Raw genomic sequence first — 18,499 nt, 5'->3', positions numbered from 1 at the left:
GGCATGGTTCCGGTGGTGGAGATGCGGGGCGTGACCAAGGTCTACCGCTCGGGTACGGGAGCCCGCACGGTGGAGGTACGGGCCCTGGCCGGGGTGGACCTCACCGTGCAAAAGGGCGAGTTTGTGGCCCTGATGGGACCTTCCGGCTCGGGAAAGTCTACCCTCATGCACATCATCGGCCTGCTGGACACCCCTACTGAAGGGGAGTACCGCCTGGGGGGGACCTCGGTGCGGGGCCTGAGCGAGGCCCAGCTGGCCCGTATCCGCAACCGCCGAATCGGCTTTGTCTTCCAGGCCTTCTTCCTGCTGCCCCGGCTCACCGCGCTGCAGAACGTGGCCCTGCCCCTGGTCTACCGGGGCCTGCCCCCGGCCCTCCGGCTCGAGCGGGCCCGAAGGACCCTGGAGGCGGTGGGGCTGGGCGACCGGCTGGACCACCTGCCCGCCGAGCTTTCCGGCGGGCAGAAGCAGCGGGTAGCCATCGCCAGGGCGCTGGTCCAGGAGCCCGACCTGCTGCTGGCCGACGAGCCCACGGGCAACCTCGACTCTCGCTCCTCAGAGGAGATACTGGCCCTCTTCAGAGCCCTGCACCAGGAGGGCAAAACCATCCTCCTGGTTACCCATGAGCCCGATGTGGCCGCGCGGGCCCAGCGGATTGTGCGGCTGCGGGACGGCCGGGTGGTGGAAGGAGGGGCCCCTTGAACCCGCCAAGCGCCACCGAGGAAGCCGGGGGCATGAACCCTCTGGAAAACCTGCGCATGGCCTTTGAGTCCCTCTGGGCCAACAAACTGCGCAGTTTTCTGGCCCTTTTGGGCATCGTGATCGGGGTCTTCTCGGTCACCGCAATGGTCTCGCTGGGGCAGATGGCCTCTGCGGGCATCGCTCAAGACCTGGAGGCTATCGCCGGGCGCTCCATCTTCGTCCAGCCCAACTTCAACGAGGGGTACGACTTCAGCACCGCCCCCATCCGGGAGGAGGACCTGAGGCCCCTGGAGGGGCTTCCAGCGGCGGTCATACCCCTGCTCTTCGGCAACCTGCAGTACGAGGTCCGCCCTGGCGAACGCCGCTCCATCCAGCTCCAGGGCACCCCAGGCGACCTCCCCCGGCTCGACCCCACCCTCAGAATTGCCCAAGGCCGCTACTTCACCGAGTCCGAGGCCCGCGGGGGTCTGGCCTTAGCGGTGCTCTCCGACCGGGCGGCCAAAGACCTCTTCCCCGGCCGCGAGGCGGTGGGCCAGGTGGTGCGCCTCTTCTACCCCGGGGGTGGCCGCCTCGAGCTGACCGTGGTGGGGGTGCTGGCACCCCCTGCCGGCATCTTTGGGGGGTTGGGGGCCGCGGCTACGGTCTACGTCCCCATTCCCCTGGTGTGGAACACCTCCCCCACCGCCCGGCGGGGAGAGTACGCCTTTTTGATGCTCTCGCTCCGGAAAGAGGCCGATGCCGCCCAGGTTAAACGCCAGGTGCAGCGCATCTTCGAAGCCCGCTACGGCAAGGGCCGCTACCAGGTCGCCTCCACCGAGAGCTTCCAAGACACCCTGCGCTCCGTTACCCGCATCCTGCAGGCCCTGCTGGGGGGCATCGCCGGTCTTTCCCTACTGGTGGGGGGCATCGGCATCATGAACATCATGCTGGTCTCGGTCACCGAGCGCACCCGAGAAATCGGGCTGCGGAAGGCCCTGGGGGCTACCTCGAGCCAGATTCGGCAGCAGTTTCTGATAGAGGCGGTGGTGCTCACCCTGCTGGGGGGCATCCTGGGGGTGGCCTTGGCCGCCGGGTTGTTGCTGCTCATCACCTTGGCGGTGCCCTTCTTCGTCTACATCCTAAGCCCCGGCACAGTCCTCCTGGCCCTCGCGGTAAGCGGCTTGGTGGGGCTTTTCTTTGGGGTCTGGCCCGCCGCTCGGGCCGCCGCACTGGACCCCATTGAGGCCCTGCGCTACGAGGGAAAAGACCGGGGGGTCCTGCCCCCCGGTCCAAAGACCCTAGCCTAGCGGAAGTAGAGCCGGGGTCCGAACTCCAGGTCCAGAATGAACTGGCTGCTCCCGCTCACGAACCTGAGGGTCGGCTGGAGCTCCAGGAAGAAGTTGAAATCGCGGGTTATGGGCAGCTCGAGCCCCGCCGCCCCATTCAGGTCAAAGGCAGTGACGGCGCCCGTCTGCAACCCCAGCCCACCCCCTAGGTAAAAGGTCGGGCTCGAGCCGCGCAGGAAGTAGAGCACATCCGCCCCAAGGTTGAAGTTGGTGCTTCCCCCAAAGACCCCAAGGCCAAACCCACCCCGCAGGGCCAGGGGGCCCAGCAGGTTCTCCGCTCCTACGCGGGCGCTGGCCGAAAGGCCAAAGTTCGGCACCATGCTCAGGTTGCCAGAGGCTACCTCACCAAACAACCGGCCTTGGGCCAGGGCCCCGCTGAGCAGGGCTACCACCAACAAACCGAGAATTTTCTTCATACACAACCTCCGTGCCTGGCTCTCATACACCAGACGTCGGGCAATTTAGCACAAAAGATTCAGGAGGGTAACCCGAGGAAGGGGTCACGAAAACCCAACCGAACAACAAGGCCACGGCGAAGTTGCGTAAACTTCCGCCATGGGCTTGCCCCGCAGCATCCTCTCCATCCAAAGCTGGGTTGCCTACGGCCATGTGGGCAATGCCGCGGCGGTCTTTCCTCTGCAACGGCTGGGTTTTGAGGTCTGGGCAGTTCACACCGTACTCTTCTCCAACCACACCGGCTACGGCGCTTGGAGGGGCCTGACACTGCCGCCAGAACACCTGGTGGAGATGGTGGAGGGCATCGCCGAGCGAGGAGCGCTTGCCCAGTGCGACGCGGTGCTCTCGGGCTACATGGGCAGTGCAGGTACCGCGGCGGCCATCCTGTCGGCGCTGGCGCGGGTGCGAACGCAGAATCCCCAAGCCCTCTTCTGCTGCGACCCGGTAATGGGGGACGCGGGCCGGGGCGTCTTCGTCCATCCTGAAATCCCCCCAGTGCTGAAGGCGCAGGTGCTGCCCCAGGCGGACCTCCTCACCCCCAACCAGTTTGAGCTGGAACTTCTGAGCGGGCGGCGCGTCCGGAACCTGGAGGAAGCCCTGGAGGCCGCCCATGAGTTGCGGGAAAGAATGCGCCCCGAAGGCCCCAGGGTGGTGATGGTCACCAGCTTCCTGCCGGAAAAGCCCTCCCCCAGCGGCATAGAGACCCTGGCCGTGGGCGAGGAGGGGGCCTACCGCGTGCGCACCCCTTACATCCCCCTGGACCCCCCCCGCAACGGCGCTGGAGACGCCATCACCGCCTTGTTCCTGGGGCACTACCTCAGGACCGGCAGGCTGGCCCTGAGTTTGGAGAACGCGGTCTCCGCCACCTACAACCTGCTTCAGCTCACCCACCAGCTCGGCGCCCGAGAAATTCAGCTCGTGGCCGCTCAGGAGGAGTACGCCAACCCGAGCCAGCGCTTTGCTGCTGAGCGGGTGGCCTAGCCCAAACCCTATAATGGCACCATGCAGCTCCGCCAGGCCCGCGCCACCTGCCCCCTCGACTGCCCCGATGCCTGCTCGCTGCTGGTTACCATCGACCCGGCCCAGAACCGGCTCTTAGAGGTTCGGGGCGACCCCGCCCACCCCATCACCCAGGGCTTCGCCTGCGTGAAGACCTACCGCTACCCCGAGCGCCAGCACCACCCCCTGCGGCCCCTGTACCCCATGCGGCGGGTGGGGGCGAAGGGGGAGGGCCGCTTTGCGCGGGTGAGCTGGGCCGAGGCGCTCGACGAGATTGCCGAGCGGCTCCAGCAAATCCTGGCGCAACACGGCCCCGAGGCGGTGCTGCCCTACCACTACGCCGGCACCATGGGCCTGATGCAGTACGAGCACCCCCTGGCCTTCTTCCGCGCCCTGGGGGCGAGCGAGCTCGAGACCACCATCTGCGCCACCGCCGGGCGGGCCGCCTGGGAGGCCACCTACGGCCACCGCTACGGCACCGACCCCGAGGAGGTGCCGAAGGCTCGCTTCATCCTCCTGTGGGGCATCAACAGCCTGCACACCCACACCCACCTGACCCCCTTTCTCAAGCAGGCCCGGCACAACGGGGCGCGCATCGTGCACATTGACCCCTACGAGAACCTCACCAGCCGCTTTGCCGACGAGCACATCAAAATTCGGCCCGGCACCGACGCCGCGCTGGCCTACGGGATGGCCCGGGCCATCGTGAAGGCCGGCCTGCACGACGCGGACTACATCGCCCGCGCGACCACCGGCTTCGAGGCCTTTATGGAGGTGGCCGAGGCCTGGACGCCCGAGCGGGTAGAGGCCGCCACCGGGGTGCCGGCGGCCACAGTGGAGCGGCTGGCGCTCGAGTTCGCCCGGGCCCGGGCCAGCTTCATCCGCACCAGCTACGGCCTAACCCGCCACCCCGGCGGGGGCTCGGCCCTGCGGGCAGTGATTCTCCTGCCTGCCCTGATCGGGGCCTGGCAGTACCCCGGCGGGGGAGCCCTGCTCAGCACCAGCGGGGCCTTCCCCCTGAACCGGAAGTACCTAGGGGGAGCCCACCTGCTCCAGGCCCGCCCCACCCCGCCCCGGCGGGTCAACATGACCCAGCTCGGCACCGCCCTCACCCGGCTGGAGCCGCCCATCCGGGCCCTCTTCGTCTTCAACACCAATCCGGCGGTGGTGGCCCCCCGCTCCGACCTGGTGCAGCAGGGCCTTCTGCGGGAAGACCTGTTTACGGTGGTGCTCGAGCAGGCCCTGACCGAGACCACCCGCTTCGCCGACTTTGTGCTGCCGGCCACCACCTTCCTGGAGCACCCCGACCTCTACACCGCCTACGGCCACTACTACCTCTCCTGGAACGAGGCCCTGATGCCCCCCCAGGGCGAGGCCCGGCCCAACACCTGGGTCTTCGCCGAGCTGGGCCGGCGGCTGGGCCTGGAGGAGCCCACCCTCTACTGGGACGCCGAGACCCTGGCCCGCTCGCTTTTGGACTCCCCCCACCCCTGGCTCACGGGCATCACCCTCGAGCGCCTCAAGGCCGAGGGGTTTGTGCGGCTCAACATCCCCCGCGGCCACCGCCCCTTCACCGATGGTGCGGGCACCCCTTCGGGCAAGGTGCAGTTTGACCCGCCGCCCGCGGTCATCCTGACCGAGCCCACCCCGGAGTTTCCCCTGATTCTGCTGACCCCTCCGGCCAAGCACTTCCTGAACAGCACCTACGGGCACGTCGAGCGCCTGGTGCGGGCCGAAGGGGGGGAGCCCATCCTGCTGGTGCACCCCCAGGACGCCCAGGCTTTTGGGGTGAAGGACGGGGCGCGGGTGCGGATCCGCTCCCCCCACGGCGCGGTGGTGCGGCGGGTGCGGGTCTCGGAGGCCCCCATCCCGGGGACGGTGGTGCAGGAGGGCACCTGGTGGGAGGCCCCGGCCCCCGACGGCAAGGGCATCAACTGGCTCACCGGCGAGCACCTCACCGACCTGGGGGCGGGCTCCACCTTCCACAGCAACCCGGTGCGGCTGGAACCGCTGGCCTGAGGCCTCAGGTAACCTCCGTGGCCCGCTCAGGGCGCGGTTTTTCGCCGCTGAGCTGGCTGATCAGGGTAGCCGCTACGATTAGGAGCGCCCCGACCACCCCCTGAAGGCCAAGCCGCTCTCCCAAAAGCACGTAGGCAAACGCCGCTGCGTAGACCGGCTCGAGGGTGAAAACCACCGCTGCCTGCGGCGCGGGCACCGTCCGTTGGCCCAGGGCCTGCAACCAGATGCACAGGGCTGAGGCCACCACCCCCAGGTAGAGAATAGAGCCATAGGGAAAGGCACCGAAGTCCCAGGTGGGCTTTTCAAACAGCGTCCAAAGCCCGGAAGCCACCGCCACCACAAGCATCTGCACGCCGGTCAGGGGCAAGGCGGGGAAGCGCTGGGTGTGGCTTTCCATGCGCCATATGTAGAAGGTGAAGCAAAGGGCGGTGCCCAGGGTCCACAGGTCACCCAGGTTGGGCGGGGAGCCGTCGTAGGAGAGCAGCCCCACCCCCAGGATGGCCAGGCCCGCCCCCACCCATACCGGCCACTGCAAGCGGCGGCCAAAGAGCCCCATGAACAGGGGCAGGGCCACCACGTACAAGGTGGTGATGAAGGCGCTGCGGCTGGCAGTGGTGTACTGGAGCCCAACGGTCTGGGTCAGGTAGGCGAAAAAAAGCCAGGCCCCCAGCTCCAGGCCGGCCCACCAAAGCGCCCTGTTTTGGCCCAGGAGAACGGGGAGAAAAAACAAGGCGGCCACGCTGAAGCGGGCAAAGTTAATCTGGCTGGGCTCGAGGGTCGCCAGGCCATCCTTAACCATGACAAAGGTGCTGCCCCAGAACAGGGTGGCTAGGTTAAGGTAGAGCAGTCCCAGAAACCGGGCCCGGCGCACGGGAAAGAGTCTACAAGGTCTGGGCCCTCCGCTGTAGCCTTGGGGTACACCCCAACCCAGTGGGGCGGGGGTCCCGCGCGCCTGAGAACCCCCGGCCGCCCGGGTAAAATCTGGCAGGCAGAGCCGCTCGTTCAGAACGGCAACCCAAAAAACAAGGAACCGCAATGAACACCCGCTTCAACACCGCCATCTTCTACGACATTGAAAACCTCCTAAAAGGGTACAGCTTCTCCCAACGGATGCTTGCGAACCTATCCCTCAGCCAGATCCTGGAGGAGATAAAGCGGACGGAAAAAATAGGCCAGATCGCCGTTCAGCGGGCCTACGCCAACTGGAGCGACCCTCGCCTTGCGATAATGAGAGGGGAAATCAACGAGCTTGGGATCGACCCCATCCAGGTCTTCGGGTTTTCTAGGGAACCCAGGAAAAACGCTGCCGACCTTCAGCTGGCTATTGACGCGGTGGACCTAGCCCATGTGCGCCCAGCGCTGGAGGTGTTCGTAATCGTCTCCGGCGATGGGGGCTTTGCAGCTCTGGCAAAGAAGCTCCACGAGTACGGGAAAACCGTAATCGGCTGCGCCTACAGGTCGTCTGCCAGCAGCACCTTCCAGGCGGTCTGCGACGCCTTTGTCTGGATACCCGACCCAGAAGAGGAAGAGCGCCAGGACCGCCCGGCCTCCCAAACCCAACCCTCAGCGCAGACCGAGGTCACCGACCCCCGCAACGTCCGCCTGGCGCGGCAGGTTAAAAAGACCCCCACCCTCACCCTGGAGGCTGTGGTCGCGAAAACAAGGGAGATTCTCGATTGGTACACAAAGGACGCGGTCAGCCGGGCCGACCTGATGAAAAATGGGATCAACCTCTCGGTGGTCCAGGAGGCCATCAGGTACGCGGTCCCCGGGTTTCAGCCCATCAAGTTCGGCTTCACCAAGTTCGTTGAGTACATGCAATTCGCCTGCAAAGACTCGGAGCTGTGCATAGCGCGCCTTCCAGGGTCGCAGGTGGTCGTCGTCGGCCGCGGTTCGGTGCAGAGCGAAATGGAGGTGCTGCCCGACCTAGACCTCAAAAACCGGCACTCCGTGGACACCTACCGCTTCATCCTATCGACGGGGAGCCCAATTCTCCGCCTGCCGTCGCCAGGAGACCTCTACGCCATCTCGAGCTGGCTGGTCCAAAACCCAATCCAAGGGGTCGACCTTGGCACAGCCATAGAGAACCTCGTCGGTGGCCTCAGCACCGTGTCGTCGGAGGCGGCCAAGCTAGGGCTGCTCAGCCTCATCTCGGCTGGGCTGTTCCTGTGTGAACCCGAAGGGGCGCCGCTTTCGGAGCAAAAAATCACCCTACGCAGCGACGTTCCATCGGCTTCTGCCCTCATAGAGACCCTAAAGAGCGTGGCCCGGAAGAAGATAGAGGACACCCTATCAGAGGTCAGGGAGGAGGTCCTACAGCAACTGCTCCCAGATGTGGCCTGAACCCCGGAGTCCCCACCTCAGTTGCGCCGGATCACCTCAGCGTCGGCAGGGCGCTTGCGCAGGGCCTGGGGGGTTAGGTTGGTCCGGCGGAAGCCGCTGAAGCCGAGTTCGGCCAGCACCCTGTTGTTGGCGTCGCGCAGGGTGACGTACAGCGGGCGGGGGTCGGCCTTGAGCACCAGGAGTTCCATGCTGGCAAAGCCCAGCGAGGCGTCCTTGGGAACCCCACCAATCCGCCAGGCGGCCCCGGCGGGGGTGTTTTGCTCGCCCAGCAGCCTGAGCGTGACCCGCTCCGTGAGCTGTTCAAGGTCACTCAGGTCGGTCAGGTTGACCCCCAGGCCCTCCACGCGGGCCTTGGCGCGGGGCTGGATGATGAGCTGGTTGGTCAAGAACAGGTAGTTCCAGACCTCCTTCTCGGAGATCACCACAAAGTTGCCCTCGAGCGCGGCGGGCTTTTTGAACTCCACCCGGGCCAGCTCCCTGGGAATCACCTGGAGCCGGAACTCGGCCTCTTGGGTGCTGCCGTCGGGCATTTGAACCCTGCCGGTGAGGGTGGCTTCCCAGGGCGAGCGTTCCAGGTTGGCCTGCACCTGACGGGTAATCTCGGCAATGGTCTGGGCCATAGCCAGGCCCAAAAAAACGGCAACTGCCAGCAACTTCTTCATTCATCGCCTCCAAAACTGAGCGTGTAGCGTAGCCACAGCGAAAACCCACCGTCGTAGCTTGCATCGGCGCGGAAGCCGTACGCCTCCAGCTCCAGGGTAGCCGCCCAGGGGTAGGCTGCGGTTAGGCGCAGCTTAAGATTGCTGAGTCCCTCATCCAGGGGTGCGGTGAGGGTCGCCTCGAGCCGCCAGAGCTGACCGGCCCGCAGGGTGGCCTCGAGCAACGTTCCGGCCTCGTCGAGTTCCCCCCGCCAGCCCAGGAGGGCATAGAGGCGCGAATCGTCCACCCCCAGCCCGAAGGTGTAGGTCTGCTGCTGGCGCAGGGCGTAGCTGAGCTCGCCGGTGCCGCTGGAAAAGCCCGCCAGGTCGCGCTTGAAGCCCAGCCCCAGGCCCAAAGTTTCGCGGGGGCCCAGACGATACCGCCCCCACAAGTCCAGTCTGAGCCCCCCTTCGGCCTCGTCGCCCACCCACAAATGGGAGCGCAGGGTGGTGCTGTAGAGGGCCTCGAGGCCGGCCGCCACCGGCCCAACGGTTCCACCCACACGGCCTTCGACCCCCCAGCCTGCAAACCCCAGACCGGCCCGCACGCCATAGGTCAGGCGCCCCAGAGCGCTAAACTCGGTTGCGCCGAAAAGCCCCAGCCCCAGTGCATCGCGCTGGAGGCGGGCCCCGAGGTCGAAGTTCCCCAGCGGCAGGGTGGCCTCGAGGGTGGGTGTGAAGCGGTCAGACAGGCGGCCGTAGAGCCCGAAGGTGAGGGACTGGGCAAAACCGGAGCCCCATAGAACCGCCGCGGCTGTGAGGTAGACCCAGGGGTTCATGGCCAAGGGCAATTTTAGGGGCCCTGAGGGAGGCCAGCCTACCGAGGGCCTGTACCCAGGTCAGAACCACCCAGGCCAGCAGCGCTTTGTGGCAGAATGGGAGCGTTATGGCGAACCTCAAGAACCTGCCGGTTGGCAAAAAAGCCCCCGAAATTGTCCACATGGTGATTGAAGTGCCGCGCGGCTCTTCCAACAAGTACGAGTACGACCCCGACCTCGAGGCCATCAAGCTCGACCGGGTGCTCCCCACGGCCCAGTTCTACCCGGGTGATTACGGCTTCATCCCCTCCACCTTAGCTGAGGACGGCGATCCCCTGGACGGCATCATCCTCTCCACCTACCCCCTTCTGCCCGGGGTGGTGGTGGACGTGCGGATCATCGGCATGGTGGACATGCAGGATGAAAAGGGCGGCGACGCCAAGATTATCGGGGTGGTGGCTGAGGACCCCCGCTTCGACCACATCCAAGACCTGAGCGACCTGCCCACCGCCCACAAGCAGGAAATCCAGAACTTCTTTGAAACCTACAAGGCCCTAGAGGCCCACAAGGGCAAGTGGGTTAAGGTCTCAGGCTGGAAGGACAGGGCCGCCGCGCTGGCCGAGGTCAAGGCCTGCATTGAACGCTTCAAGGAGGCCAGGGTCCACTGAAAAACGGCTTGACCAGAGCGGGCGTTTGTGGTTATGTAATCCAGCGACCACTATGGCCCTACAGCAGCGCATAGAGTCCCTGCTAAAGGCGCTCGAGGTGCCCGACCTGAGCGTGGAGGTGCCCACCCATATAGCCGACGAAGACGGCTTCCTCGAAGCGCTGGAGGCCGCCATCCGCAGCTTCATCGAGGATGGTAGCGACGAGCAAAGCCCGCTGGGCCTGATTGAGGCCGACCCCTCAGCCTACGACCTCTCTGAGGAGCCCGACCTGGAGGAGCTGCAAAGCGCTGTTCGGGACTTCATGAACGCCGGCGACTCCCAGCTCACCCTTATCACCCCTGAAAGTCCCCTGCAACCGGATGGGGGAGAGAGCCCCGAGAAGTTCTGGGTGTTTTTACTCCAGATGCCTACCCTGTCCGAGCACCGCTGGTGGGCCATTGTGGACAAAAACGGGCGGAACGAAACTTACAACTACGGCGTCCTTTGAGGCCGGCGTAGAATACCCCCATGGACCGCTTCCGGGACCGCCGGCAGGCCGGGGAGCGTTTGGCCGATCGGCTGGTGGCGCTGGGGTATGGCCGGGTGCCCCAGGTGCTGGTCTTCGCCTTGCCCCGCGGCGGTGTTCCGGTGGCCCACCCCATTGCCCAAAGGTTGGGCGCCCCGCTGGACGTCTGGGTGGTGCGCAAGCTGGGCGTCCCCGGCCATGAGGAGCTGGCCCTGGGGGCCATCGCCGCAGGGGGAGGACGGGTTGTCAACGAGGAGGTTGTCCGGGAACTGCGCATCACCCCTGAGGCCATAGCCCAGGTGGAAGCACGCGAAACCCAGGAGCTTCTCCGGCGCGAAAGGCTCTACCGAGGGGGAAGACCCCTGCCGGAGCTGGCAGGAAAAACCGTCCTCCTGGTAGACGACGGGCTGGCCACCGGGGCCACCATGAAAGCCGCCATCGCCGCCGCTCGAGCCCGAGGGCCTGCCCAGCTGGTGGTGGCGGTGCCGGTGGCTCCCCCTGACATCCTGCGGGAGGTAGAGGCACTGGCCGATGCGGTGGTCTGCCTGAAGACCCCTGCCGAGTTTCGTGCGGTGGGCCTATGGTACGAGCACTTCCCCCAGGTCTCCGACGAGGAGGTGCTGGGGCTACTGCAAAGGCCCCCTTCCAGCTAAGGGGCTAACCGTTCAATCTGCCAGCCCGCCTGGGTCAGCCGGTAGGCCAGCCGGTCGTGCAGCCGGCTGGGGCGCCCCTGCCAAAACTCAAAGTAGTCGGGCCTCAGGCGGTACCCTCCCCAGTGGGGAGGGCGAGGCACCTCTTTCGGAAAACGCGCCCTGAACTGGGCCAGCCGCTCCTCCAGCTCCTCCCGGCTGGCCAGCACCTGGCTTTGCGGGCTGGCCCAAGCCCCAAGCTGGCTCTCGTAAGGGCGGCCGGCAAAGTAGCGGTCGGAGCGCTCAGGCGGAAGCCGCTCCACCCAGCCTTCTATCCGCACCTGGCGCTCCAGGGTAGGCCACCAGAAGTTGAGGCAGGCCCAGGGGTTCTGGGCAAGTTCCCGGCCCTTGCGGCTCTCGTAGTTGGTGTAGAAGACCAGCCCCCCCTCATCCACCTCTCGCAACAGCACAACCCGGCTGCTGGGCCGCCCCTGGGGGCCCACCGTGGAGAGGGTCATCCCGTGGGGCTCGTAAAGGCCTGCCTCAATGGCCTCGGTAAGCCACCGCTCGAGCTGCCGGAGGGGATTGGGGTCAGCCTCAGCCTCGCTCAGGCTCCCCCGGGTGTACTCACTGCGGAGCTCGCGGAACATGAATCCATTATGCCCTCGCGTGAAAAGGCGGCTGTTTTTCCGGCTATACTCTATGGGGTGAGCCAAATTTGGGCCGAAAACCTGTCCAAGCGCTACCCTGTGGCCCTCAAGGAGCCAGGGCTGACGGGCACACTGCTGCACTTCTTCCGCCGCCAGTACCGGCACGTGGAGGCCGTACGGCAGGTCTCGTTTCGGATTGAGGCCGGGGAGGTGGTGGGTTTTCTTGGGGCCAACGGGGCCGGGAAGACCACCACCCTAAAGCTCCTCTCAGGCCTCATCCACCCCAGCGAGGGCCGGGTGGAGGTGGCTGGGCACGAGCCATTTCGGCGGGAATACGCCTTCTTGCGCAAGATTACCCTGGTGATGGGGAACAAACAGCAGCTCATCTGGGACCTGCCAGCGGCCGATAGCCTCCGGCTGAACGCCGCCGTGTACGAGATTCCCGAGGCCGAATTCAAGAGGCGGGTGGGGGAACTGGGCGAGATGCTGGGCCTAATCGACAAACTCCACCAGCCGGTGCGCAAGCTGAGCTTGGGGGAGCGGATGAAGGCCGAGTTGCTGGCCGCCCTGCTGCACCGCCCCCAGGTCTTGTTCCTGGACGAACCCACCCTGGGGCTGGACGTGAACGCCCAGGTTGCGGTGCGTGAGTTCCTCCTGGAATACAACCGACGCTACAGGGCCACCATTCTCCTCACCAGCCACTACATGGCCGACATCACCGCCTTGTGCGAGCGGGTCCTGATGATCCACCAAGGGCGCTTGTTCTACGATGGGCCGCTTTCGGGCCTGCTGGAGCGCTTTGCCCCCTACCGGGAGGTCCACCTAAAGCTCGCCCTGCCCGTGGAAAAGGAACGGCTCGAGCGCTACGGAGAGCTCAGAGCCCTGGAAGGGCGGGAGGCCCGGCTCCTCATCCAGCGTGACCAGCTCGTGGCCCAGGTCAGCCGGCTGCTGGGGGAACTCCCTCTGGACGACCTCGAGGTGCGCGAACCTGCCCTGGAAGAGGTTGTCGGAAAGGTTTTCGCCACCGCGCAGGGCCAAGCAACCCCCGCCTGAGCGCCGCCGGCCTCCAAAAAGCCCCCTTCCTCGGCCCCCTGGAGGCGCAGGGCCCCTCAGCCTAAGGAAGGCTCATCGTACGCCGCCCACGCTAAAGCTCGTCGATGCCTTGGCGATCCGCAGGTAGTCGCCCACAGCCAGGGGGTTCGGGCTGGGTTGAGGGAAGAACAACTGGCCCTTGGTTGCTGAAGTAGGCCTCGACCTCAAACCTCCTCGAGCTGCCCGCCTCACTAAAAAGCCCGGTGGGTTACCCCACCGGGACCCTTTGGGCCTGGGTATCAGCCCACCGGGGTCACCGCAGCGGTGTCCTCCTCGCCGGTGCGGATGCGGTAAATCTTCTCCACCGGCAACACAAAGACCTTGCCGTCCCCTACCTCCCCGGTGCGCGCCGAGGCCAGGATGGCCCGCACCGTAGGCTCCACAAAGTGGTCGGAAACCCCAATCTCCAGGCGAACCTTCTCGGAAAGCTCCATCTTTACGGTGGTGCCGCGGTAAGTCTCTACCCTCTCGGTCTCCCCTCCGTGCCCCTGGACCCGGCTTATCGAAAGACCCCGCACTTCAGCCCTAAACAGGGCCTCGAGCACATCGTTGAGCTTCTCTGGGCGGATAATCGCCACAACCAGCTTCATGCCGACCTCCTAATCGGTGCCCCCTACCGGCTTGGGCTGAGCCGAGGGCTTGGGCGCCTCACTGCGCACCAGGATCGCCCCTTCCCCACTGGTGTAGGCCTCCTCGCCGTGCTGGGTGACGTCCATCCCAAGCCCCTCCTCTTTCGGCGAGGCCTTGAGGGCGGTCAGAAGCCCCACCAGCTTGAGGAGCAAGAAGGTCATCCCAGCGCTGTAGACCACCGCGATCAAAACCGCAAAGGCCTGTATCAGCACCTGGGCCGGGTTGCCCGCGATGAGACCGTTGAAAAGCCCGTTAACGGACTCCTGGGCGAAGACCCCGGTCAAGACCGCACCGGCCATGCCCGCTACGCCGTGCGCAGCAAACACGTCCAGGGAGTCGTCCAGGCCACTTTTAGCCCGCCAAAGGAGCACAAAGTAGCTGGGGAAGGCCCCAATCGCCCCCATGGCCAGGGCATAGATGGGGGCGACGAAAGCCGCCGCAGGGGTGATGACCACCAGGCCTACCACAATCGCCGTGGCCAGGCCCACCGCGGTAACCCGGCCGGTACGGAACAGGTCCAGAAGCGACCAGACCACCAGGGTAGCCGCCGGGGCCAAAATGGTGTTGGCCAGGGCCAGCCCAGCAGTGGCGTTCGCCGCCCAGGCGCTGCCCGCGTTGAAACCAAACCAGCCGAACCAGAGGAAAGCCGCCCCCAGGAGCACAAACGGAACATTGTGGGGCAGGATGGCCTGACGGCCGAAGTCCTTGCGCGGTCCCAGCACGAGCGCCGCAACCAGCGCCGCGATGCCCGCGTTGATGTGCACCACCGTACCCCCGGCAAAGTCCCAGGCCCCTAGGTCAGCCAAAAAGCCACCACCCCAGACCCACTTGGCGATGGGTGCGTAGACCACCAGGCTCCAAAGGGTGATGAAGAGCAGGAAGGCCGGAAAGCGCATCCGCTCCACAATTGCCCCCGAAACCAAGGCTGCGGTGATGATGGCGAAGGTGCCCTGGAAAACCATCCAAAGCAGGTGGGGAATGGTGATGGAGGCAATGGCGCCGCTGTTCTCGAGGCCCACGTTGCTCAAGAAAGCGAAACGCAGGTCCCCAATGAAGTTGCCCTCCCCCGAGAGGGCCAGGCTGTAGCCCAGAAGGGCCCAGGCCACCCCCACAAACCCCAGGGCCGAGAAGCTCATCATCATGGTGTTGAGAACGTTCTTGGAGCGCACCAGCCCCCCGTAGAAGAAGGCCAGGGCAGGGGTCATGAGGAGCACCAGCCCCGTCGCCACCAACATCCAGGCAGTGTCGGCGGCGCTCATCGCAGGGTCCTCAGCCAGCGCCAGACCCCCCAGTAGCCCCAACACGAACAAGGGCAGTCGAAGGTTTTTCATCAACCCTTCACCTCCTGCACATGAGGCTACCCGCATTTTTGCAAAATGTCAATAACTTTTTGGACATATGTGTCCTTATAGCATTACGATCTTCCATAAGAACGGACACTTTTTGCAATAAGACCGGCGATTTTGACAAATCGCACCAGCAAAACTGACCTTTTAGTTTGTGCAGCTATCCTACCCCCAAAGGGAATTTGGACCTAAACTGGTCAGGGGGATGACGGAGCGGCAGCGGCGCATATTGCATCTATTGGTGGGCCAATACATAGAGACCCGGGCCCCAGTGGCCTCGGGAACCCTAGCGGAGCGCCTCTCGCTGTCGCCCGCCACCGTGCGCTATGAGCTCATAGAGCTCGAGCAGCAGGGCTTTATCAGCAAGCCCCACGCCTCTTCCGGGCGCATACCCACGCGGGCCGGTTTCCGCCACTACGCCCTTTCCAAATTGCCGCCCCAACCCCTACCCCAGGCCACCCTGGACAAGCTAGCCCAGGTGCTGGAGGGGGCGGGGGCGCGGCGTGAAGCCCTTCTGGTCCAGGTGGCCTCTAAGCTATCGGGCTACCCGGCGATGCTCCGGCTCAAACCACGCAAGACCCCCCGGCCCTTGCAGGTGCACCTTTCCACCCTTACGCCAGGTCAGGTGCTGGCCGTGGCGGTTTTAGAGGGGGGAAAGGTGCGGGAGGCTCGGCTCGAGCTCTCCTTCACCCCTACCGAAGCCCAGCTCGCCGAGGCCGAACGCTGGATGTTCCGCAGTTCTGAGTCGCTCAGGGCCAGCACCCCGGCCATGCTGGAGCTCTACGAGTCGGTTGCACGGGCCTTTGCCCAGGGCAGCCCGGAGGAGTACCGCGAGGGTATGGCCCTGCTTCTGAGCCAACCTGAGGCGCAGAACCCAGCCTTCTTGCGCCAGGCCATCGCGGTCTTTGAGAGCCCTGGCGACGCCACCCTCACCCCACCCGGCGGCATGAACATCCGGGTAGGCGAGGAGGAGGGCATCTCACTGGTACAGGCTGGAATTGGATTGAGCGACCGGGTAGGAGAACTCACTCTGCTGGGGCCGCTTCGGATGCACTACGACAGGGCCCTGTCGGTGGCCTACGCCTTAGGCCAGGTGTACATGGGAAAGCAAGGCCGCCCGGAGAGGCCGGGCGGCTAGGGGACCCTACCAAAGGTAGACCAAGGCCACCTTAAGGGGGTAGCGGTCGGACAGGCCCACCTCCAGGGCGATTGGCTCCAGGTAGAGCCGACCCCCCAGGCCATAGGCCAGGTTGAAACCCCCTTCATAGCCCAAACCCACGTACCCCGAAAGGGCTCCTCCTGGAATCTCCAGGCTGGCGATGGGCCCCAGATGCAACCCCAGCAGGCGGCTTTGGGTGTTGTAGCTCAAATCCAAAGCCAGCCCTGCCGAAAGCGGGAGGTCGGCCACCACAAGCGCCGGAAAAAGGTTGAGCTTGAAAAGGGCCCAGACCTCGAGGTTATCAAAGCTCGTCGGTACGATAGCCTCAAAATCCAGACCGGTGTCAATGCCCAAAGGGCTCAGGGGCAGGCCCGTACTGCCCTGCAGTATGAGCCCCCGACCCACCCCATACCCTACCCCCACGGTGTTCTCTGGATACGCCGGGACCTGGGCAAGGGCCAAACCTACCACAACCGCAAGCAAGGCAAATACCCGCTTCATAGCACCTCCAAAACCTCCCCCATCATAGCAGCTCCCCCTCGGTCTACCCCTTCACCGAGCCTGCCAGAAGGCCCCGAATGAAGTAGCGCCCCAAGAAGATGTAGACCAGAAGCGTGGGCAGAGCTGCCAACAAGGCCCCAGCCATGGGCAGGTTCCACTTTACCGCCTCACCCCCCGCAAGCTGGGCTAAGGCAACGGTGATGGGCTGGTTGGCTGGACTGCTCACCAGCGTCACAGCGAACAGAAACTCGTTCCAGATCTGGGTGAACTGCCAGATAATCACCACCACAAACCCAGGCAACGATAGGGGTAGGACAATTCTGCGATAAATACCAAAAAAACCGGCGCCGTCTATCCGGGCCGCCTCCACCAACTCGTCGGGAATCTCCGCGTAGTAGTTGCGGAAGATAAGGGTGGTGATGGGCAGGCCATACACCACATGCACAAGAATCAATCCCCAAAGACTCCCCCCTAGCCCAATATCACGAACAAACTGAAACAGCGGTATCAGCACCGCCTGGTAAGGGATGAACATACCAAAAAGCATCAGGGGAAAGACGATGTTGGCCCCAGGGAAACGCCACTTGGCCAGCACATACCCGTTCAGTGAGCCTAGAACGGCCGAGAGAAGGGTAGCGGTGACGGTGAGGAAAAAGCTGTTCTGTAGCTTTGGCAAAAAGGCGTTCCAGGCCTGCGCAAAACTCTCCCAGTACCAACGGTCAGGCAGTTGCCAGGTGGTGCTTAAACTGATAGCCGAAGGCTCCTTGAAGGCAGTGACCACCACCAGATAGACCGGCAGCAGGAAGAACAGCGTAGCCAAAAGGAGAAAGGTGTACTGAAGGGCACGGCCTATCATCTGCGCACCTCCCCCTTGAGCTGGCGGTACAGGTAGGGCACAATCACCAAAGCCACCATGACCAAAAGCACCATCCCGATGGCCGCTCCCTTGGCAATCTGGTTAGCCCGGAAAGTGGTGAGGTACATCAGCAGGGCCGGCACATCGGTGGGGGCGTTGTCGGCTCCAGCCATTGCAAAGACCAGATCGAAGATTTTGAGCGAGATATGCCCTAGGATGATCACCGCTGAGAGGGTGATGGGGGCCAGCATGGGCAGGATGACGTGCCGGTAAAGCTGCCACTCGGTGGCCCCGTCCACCCGGGCAGCCTCCCGGAGCTCCTCGGGTATGCCCCGCAACCCTGCCAGGTAAAGGGCCATAGTATAGCCCGACATCTGCCAAACCGCCGCCAGGATGATGCCGATGAAGGCCAGGTTAAACCCGTGCAGTTCATCGTAGGGCAGGGGCTTCAGGGCCCGACCAAGGGTAAAGGCCCAAAGGAACAACACACCCGCCGAAACCGAGGCCATCAAACCCCTCTTCCGCTCCCCTGCCCGGAAAGCCGCTATGGCGACCAAAAGGAGCACCAATCCCACAGTCAGCCCCGTGAAAAAGGGTAGGTCATTCCAACTAAAACGCCAGACTTGATCGCGGCTGGTGAGCCAGGCAAACGTCCCCTTGGGAAGACCTACCAGGGTGGGAAGCTGGTTGACCCCCCCCTCAGGCTGCAGCATCCAGCGCCAAATGGTGCCGGTCACAATAAAGGAGAGGGACATTGGGAAGAGAAAGACCGTGCGGAAAAAGCCTTCACCTCGCGGCGCCCGGTCCAGGGCGATGGCCAGGCCTAAGCCCAACCCTATGCAGCCCAGGATAAAAAAAAGGGTAAAGAAGAAGGTGTTGACCAGGTCCTGGCGAAAGCGCGCATCTACAAAACCGGTGAAGAGTTCACGGTAGTTCTCAAAACCGATCAGGTTGATCTGAGGGTTGGCCGAGAGGGCCTGGGTGGGGTCCCGCCCCCAGTCGGTGAGGGAGGTCAGAAAAGTCTGCAGGATGAAGCCGTAGACGAAAACACCCAGCAGAACCAGCGAAGGCAGGAGTACCAGGAACCCATAGAGGGTGTCTTTGTTTCTGAACCAGCGCATTGCAGCCTCGTAGCCTTACCGGGCTTTCACCCGGTGTTCTGAAAA

General features: G+C 64.6%; 20 protein-coding genes. 10 read left to right on the top strand and 10 right to left on the bottom strand.

The annotated features are described in order from the left end of the window. The first annotated feature begins 3 nt into the window (after positions 1–3). Complete coding sequence (locus NZ849_RS01545; RefSeq protein WP_295403327.1) at positions 4–699, top strand: ABC transporter ATP-binding protein; 696 nt, start codon at positions 4–6, stop codon at positions 697–699. Further along, positions 696–1,985, top strand: coding sequence for an ABC transporter permease (locus tag NZ849_RS01540; protein WP_295403324.1), 1,290 nt, complete (start codon positions 696–698; stop codon positions 1,983–1,985). Before NZ849_RS01545 ends, NZ849_RS01540 begins: the two co-directional genes overlap by 4 nt. Here NZ849_RS01540 and NZ849_RS01535 read toward each other — a convergent pair. Continuing rightward, positions 1,982–2,440 (bottom strand): hypothetical protein, encoded by a 459-nt coding sequence (locus NZ849_RS01535; RefSeq protein ID WP_295386625.1) that lies wholly within the window; start codon positions 2,438–2,440, stop codon positions 1,982–1,984. The two genes, NZ849_RS01540 and NZ849_RS01535, sit on opposite strands and share 4 nt — an antisense overlap. 139 nt (positions 2,441–2,579) lie before the next feature. On the opposite strand from NZ849_RS01535, the gene pdxY reads away from it, so the two are divergent. Together pdxY and NZ849_RS01525 are read left to right on the top strand one after the other, a co-directional pair. After that, on the top strand, positions 2,580–3,461 hold the full coding sequence (pdxY, locus tag NZ849_RS01530; protein ID WP_295403321.1) for a pyridoxal kinase PdxY: 882 nt from the start codon (positions 2,580–2,582) through the stop codon (positions 3,459–3,461). Between the two features lie 21 nt (positions 3,462–3,482). Beyond that, positions 3,483–5,498 (top strand): molybdopterin oxidoreductase family protein, encoded by a 2,016-nt coding sequence (locus NZ849_RS01525; protein ID WP_295403318.1) that lies wholly within the window; start codon positions 3,483–3,485, stop codon positions 5,496–5,498. A gap of 4 nt (positions 5,499–5,502) precedes the next feature. Here the strand turns inward: NZ849_RS01525 and NZ849_RS01520 are convergent, their stop codons facing one another. Then, the gene (locus NZ849_RS01520; protein WP_295403316.1) at positions 5,503–6,369 is read right to left on the bottom strand and encodes an EamA family transporter; all 867 of its coding nucleotides are present in this window, start codon (positions 6,367–6,369) and stop codon (positions 5,503–5,505) included. A 164-nt stretch (positions 6,370–6,533) separates the two neighbouring features. On the opposite strand from NZ849_RS01520, the gene NZ849_RS01515 reads away from it, so the two are divergent. Beyond that, positions 6,534–7,841 carry an NYN domain-containing protein gene (locus tag NZ849_RS01515; protein ID WP_295403314.1) on the top strand — a complete coding sequence of 436 codons (1,308 nt, stop codon included), beginning with the start codon at positions 6,534–6,536 and terminating at the stop codon, positions 7,839–7,841. Between the two features lie 17 nt (positions 7,842–7,858). On the opposite strand, the gene NZ849_RS01510 is transcribed toward NZ849_RS01515, so the two are convergent. Both NZ849_RS01510 and NZ849_RS01505 read right to left on the bottom strand, forming a co-directional pair. Continuing rightward, entirely contained in the window at positions 7,859–8,503 is a 645-nt protein-coding gene (locus tag NZ849_RS01510) for an outer membrane lipoprotein carrier protein LolA (protein ID WP_295403311.1), read from the bottom strand. Then, positions 8,500–9,318, bottom strand: coding sequence for a hypothetical protein (locus tag NZ849_RS01505; RefSeq protein ID WP_295403308.1), 819 nt, complete (start codon positions 9,316–9,318; stop codon positions 8,500–8,502). Before NZ849_RS01505 ends, NZ849_RS01510 begins: the two co-directional genes overlap by 4 nt. A 107-nt stretch (positions 9,319–9,425) precedes the next feature. On the opposite strand from NZ849_RS01505, the gene NZ849_RS01500 reads away from it, so the two are divergent. The 3 genes from NZ849_RS01500 to NZ849_RS01490 are packed head-to-tail and all read left to right on the top strand — an operon-like array spanning position 9,426 to position 11,123. Next, on the top strand, positions 9,426–9,965 hold the full coding sequence (locus tag NZ849_RS01500; RefSeq protein WP_295403305.1) for an inorganic diphosphatase: 540 nt from the start codon (positions 9,426–9,428) through the stop codon (positions 9,963–9,965). A 52-nt stretch (positions 9,966–10,017) separates the two neighbouring features. Further along, positions 10,018–10,452 carry a hypothetical protein gene (locus NZ849_RS01495; RefSeq protein WP_295403302.1) on the top strand — a complete coding sequence of 145 codons (435 nt, stop codon included), beginning with the start codon at positions 10,018–10,020 and terminating at the stop codon, positions 10,450–10,452. Positions 10,453–10,472: 20 nt separating this feature from the next. Further along, positions 10,473–11,123, top strand: coding sequence for a phosphoribosyltransferase (locus NZ849_RS01490; RefSeq protein ID WP_295403299.1), 651 nt, complete (start codon positions 10,473–10,475; stop codon positions 11,121–11,123). Here NZ849_RS01490 and pdxH read toward each other — a convergent pair. After that, a complete protein-coding gene (gene pdxH, locus NZ849_RS01485) occupies positions 11,120–11,749 on the bottom strand; it encodes a pyridoxamine 5'-phosphate oxidase (protein ID WP_295403296.1) in 630 nt (209 codons plus the stop codon). The genes NZ849_RS01490 and pdxH overlap by 4 nt on opposite strands. Positions 11,750–11,758: 9 nt before the next feature. Here pdxH and NZ849_RS01480 point away from each other — a divergent pair, with 9 nt between their 5' ends. Then, positions 11,759–12,802, top strand: a complete 1,044-nt coding sequence (locus NZ849_RS01480) for an ATP-binding cassette domain-containing protein (protein ID WP_295403293.1) — start codon at positions 11,759–11,761, stop codon at positions 12,800–12,802. Between the two features lie 278 nt (positions 12,803–13,080). Here NZ849_RS01480 and NZ849_RS01475 read toward each other — a convergent pair whose 3' ends face one another. Both NZ849_RS01475 and NZ849_RS01470 read right to left on the bottom strand, forming a co-directional pair. Next, positions 13,081–13,431: a P-II family nitrogen regulator gene (locus NZ849_RS01475; RefSeq protein ID WP_295403290.1), complete on the bottom strand. Its 351-nt coding sequence runs from the start codon at positions 13,429–13,431 to the stop codon at positions 13,081–13,083. 9 nt (positions 13,432–13,440) lie between these two features. Further along, positions 13,441–14,802: an ammonium transporter gene (locus NZ849_RS01470; RefSeq protein WP_295403287.1), complete on the bottom strand. Its 1,362-nt coding sequence runs from the start codon at positions 14,800–14,802 to the stop codon at positions 13,441–13,443. A 220-nt stretch (positions 14,803–15,022) separates the two neighbouring features. On the opposite strand from NZ849_RS01470, the gene NZ849_RS01465 reads away from it, so the two are divergent. Then, entirely contained in the window at positions 15,023–15,955 is a 933-nt protein-coding gene (locus tag NZ849_RS01465; protein WP_295403284.1) for an HrcA family transcriptional regulator, read from the top strand. Between the two features lie 6 nt (positions 15,956–15,961). On the opposite strand, the gene NZ849_RS01460 is transcribed toward NZ849_RS01465, so the two are convergent. The 3 genes from NZ849_RS01460 to NZ849_RS01450 are packed head-to-tail and all read right to left on the bottom strand — an operon-like array spanning position 15,962 to position 18,454. Then, complete coding sequence (locus NZ849_RS01460; protein WP_295403281.1) at positions 15,962–16,477, bottom strand: bioflim formation protein; 516 nt, start codon at positions 16,475–16,477, stop codon at positions 15,962–15,964. 43 nt (positions 16,478–16,520) lie between these two features. Next, positions 16,521–17,330 carry a carbohydrate ABC transporter permease gene (locus NZ849_RS01455; protein WP_295403369.1) on the bottom strand — a complete coding sequence of 270 codons (810 nt, stop codon included), beginning with the start codon at positions 17,328–17,330 and terminating at the stop codon, positions 16,521–16,523. Further along, entirely contained in the window at positions 17,330–18,454 is a 1,125-nt protein-coding gene (locus tag NZ849_RS01450; RefSeq protein WP_295403278.1) for a carbohydrate ABC transporter permease, read from the bottom strand. The genes NZ849_RS01455 and NZ849_RS01450 overlap by 1 nt, the downstream gene beginning before the upstream one ends. Positions 18,455–18,499: the final 45 nt, after the last annotated feature.

Origin of the sequence: Meiothermus sp., from assembly GCF_025060375.1 — a bacterium.
GTDB lineage: Bacteria > Deinococcota > Deinococci > Deinococcales > Thermaceae > Meiothermus.
The sequence above is the reverse complement of the archived record's forward strand: the minus strand, read 5'-3'. Positions and strand labels throughout refer to the sequence as shown.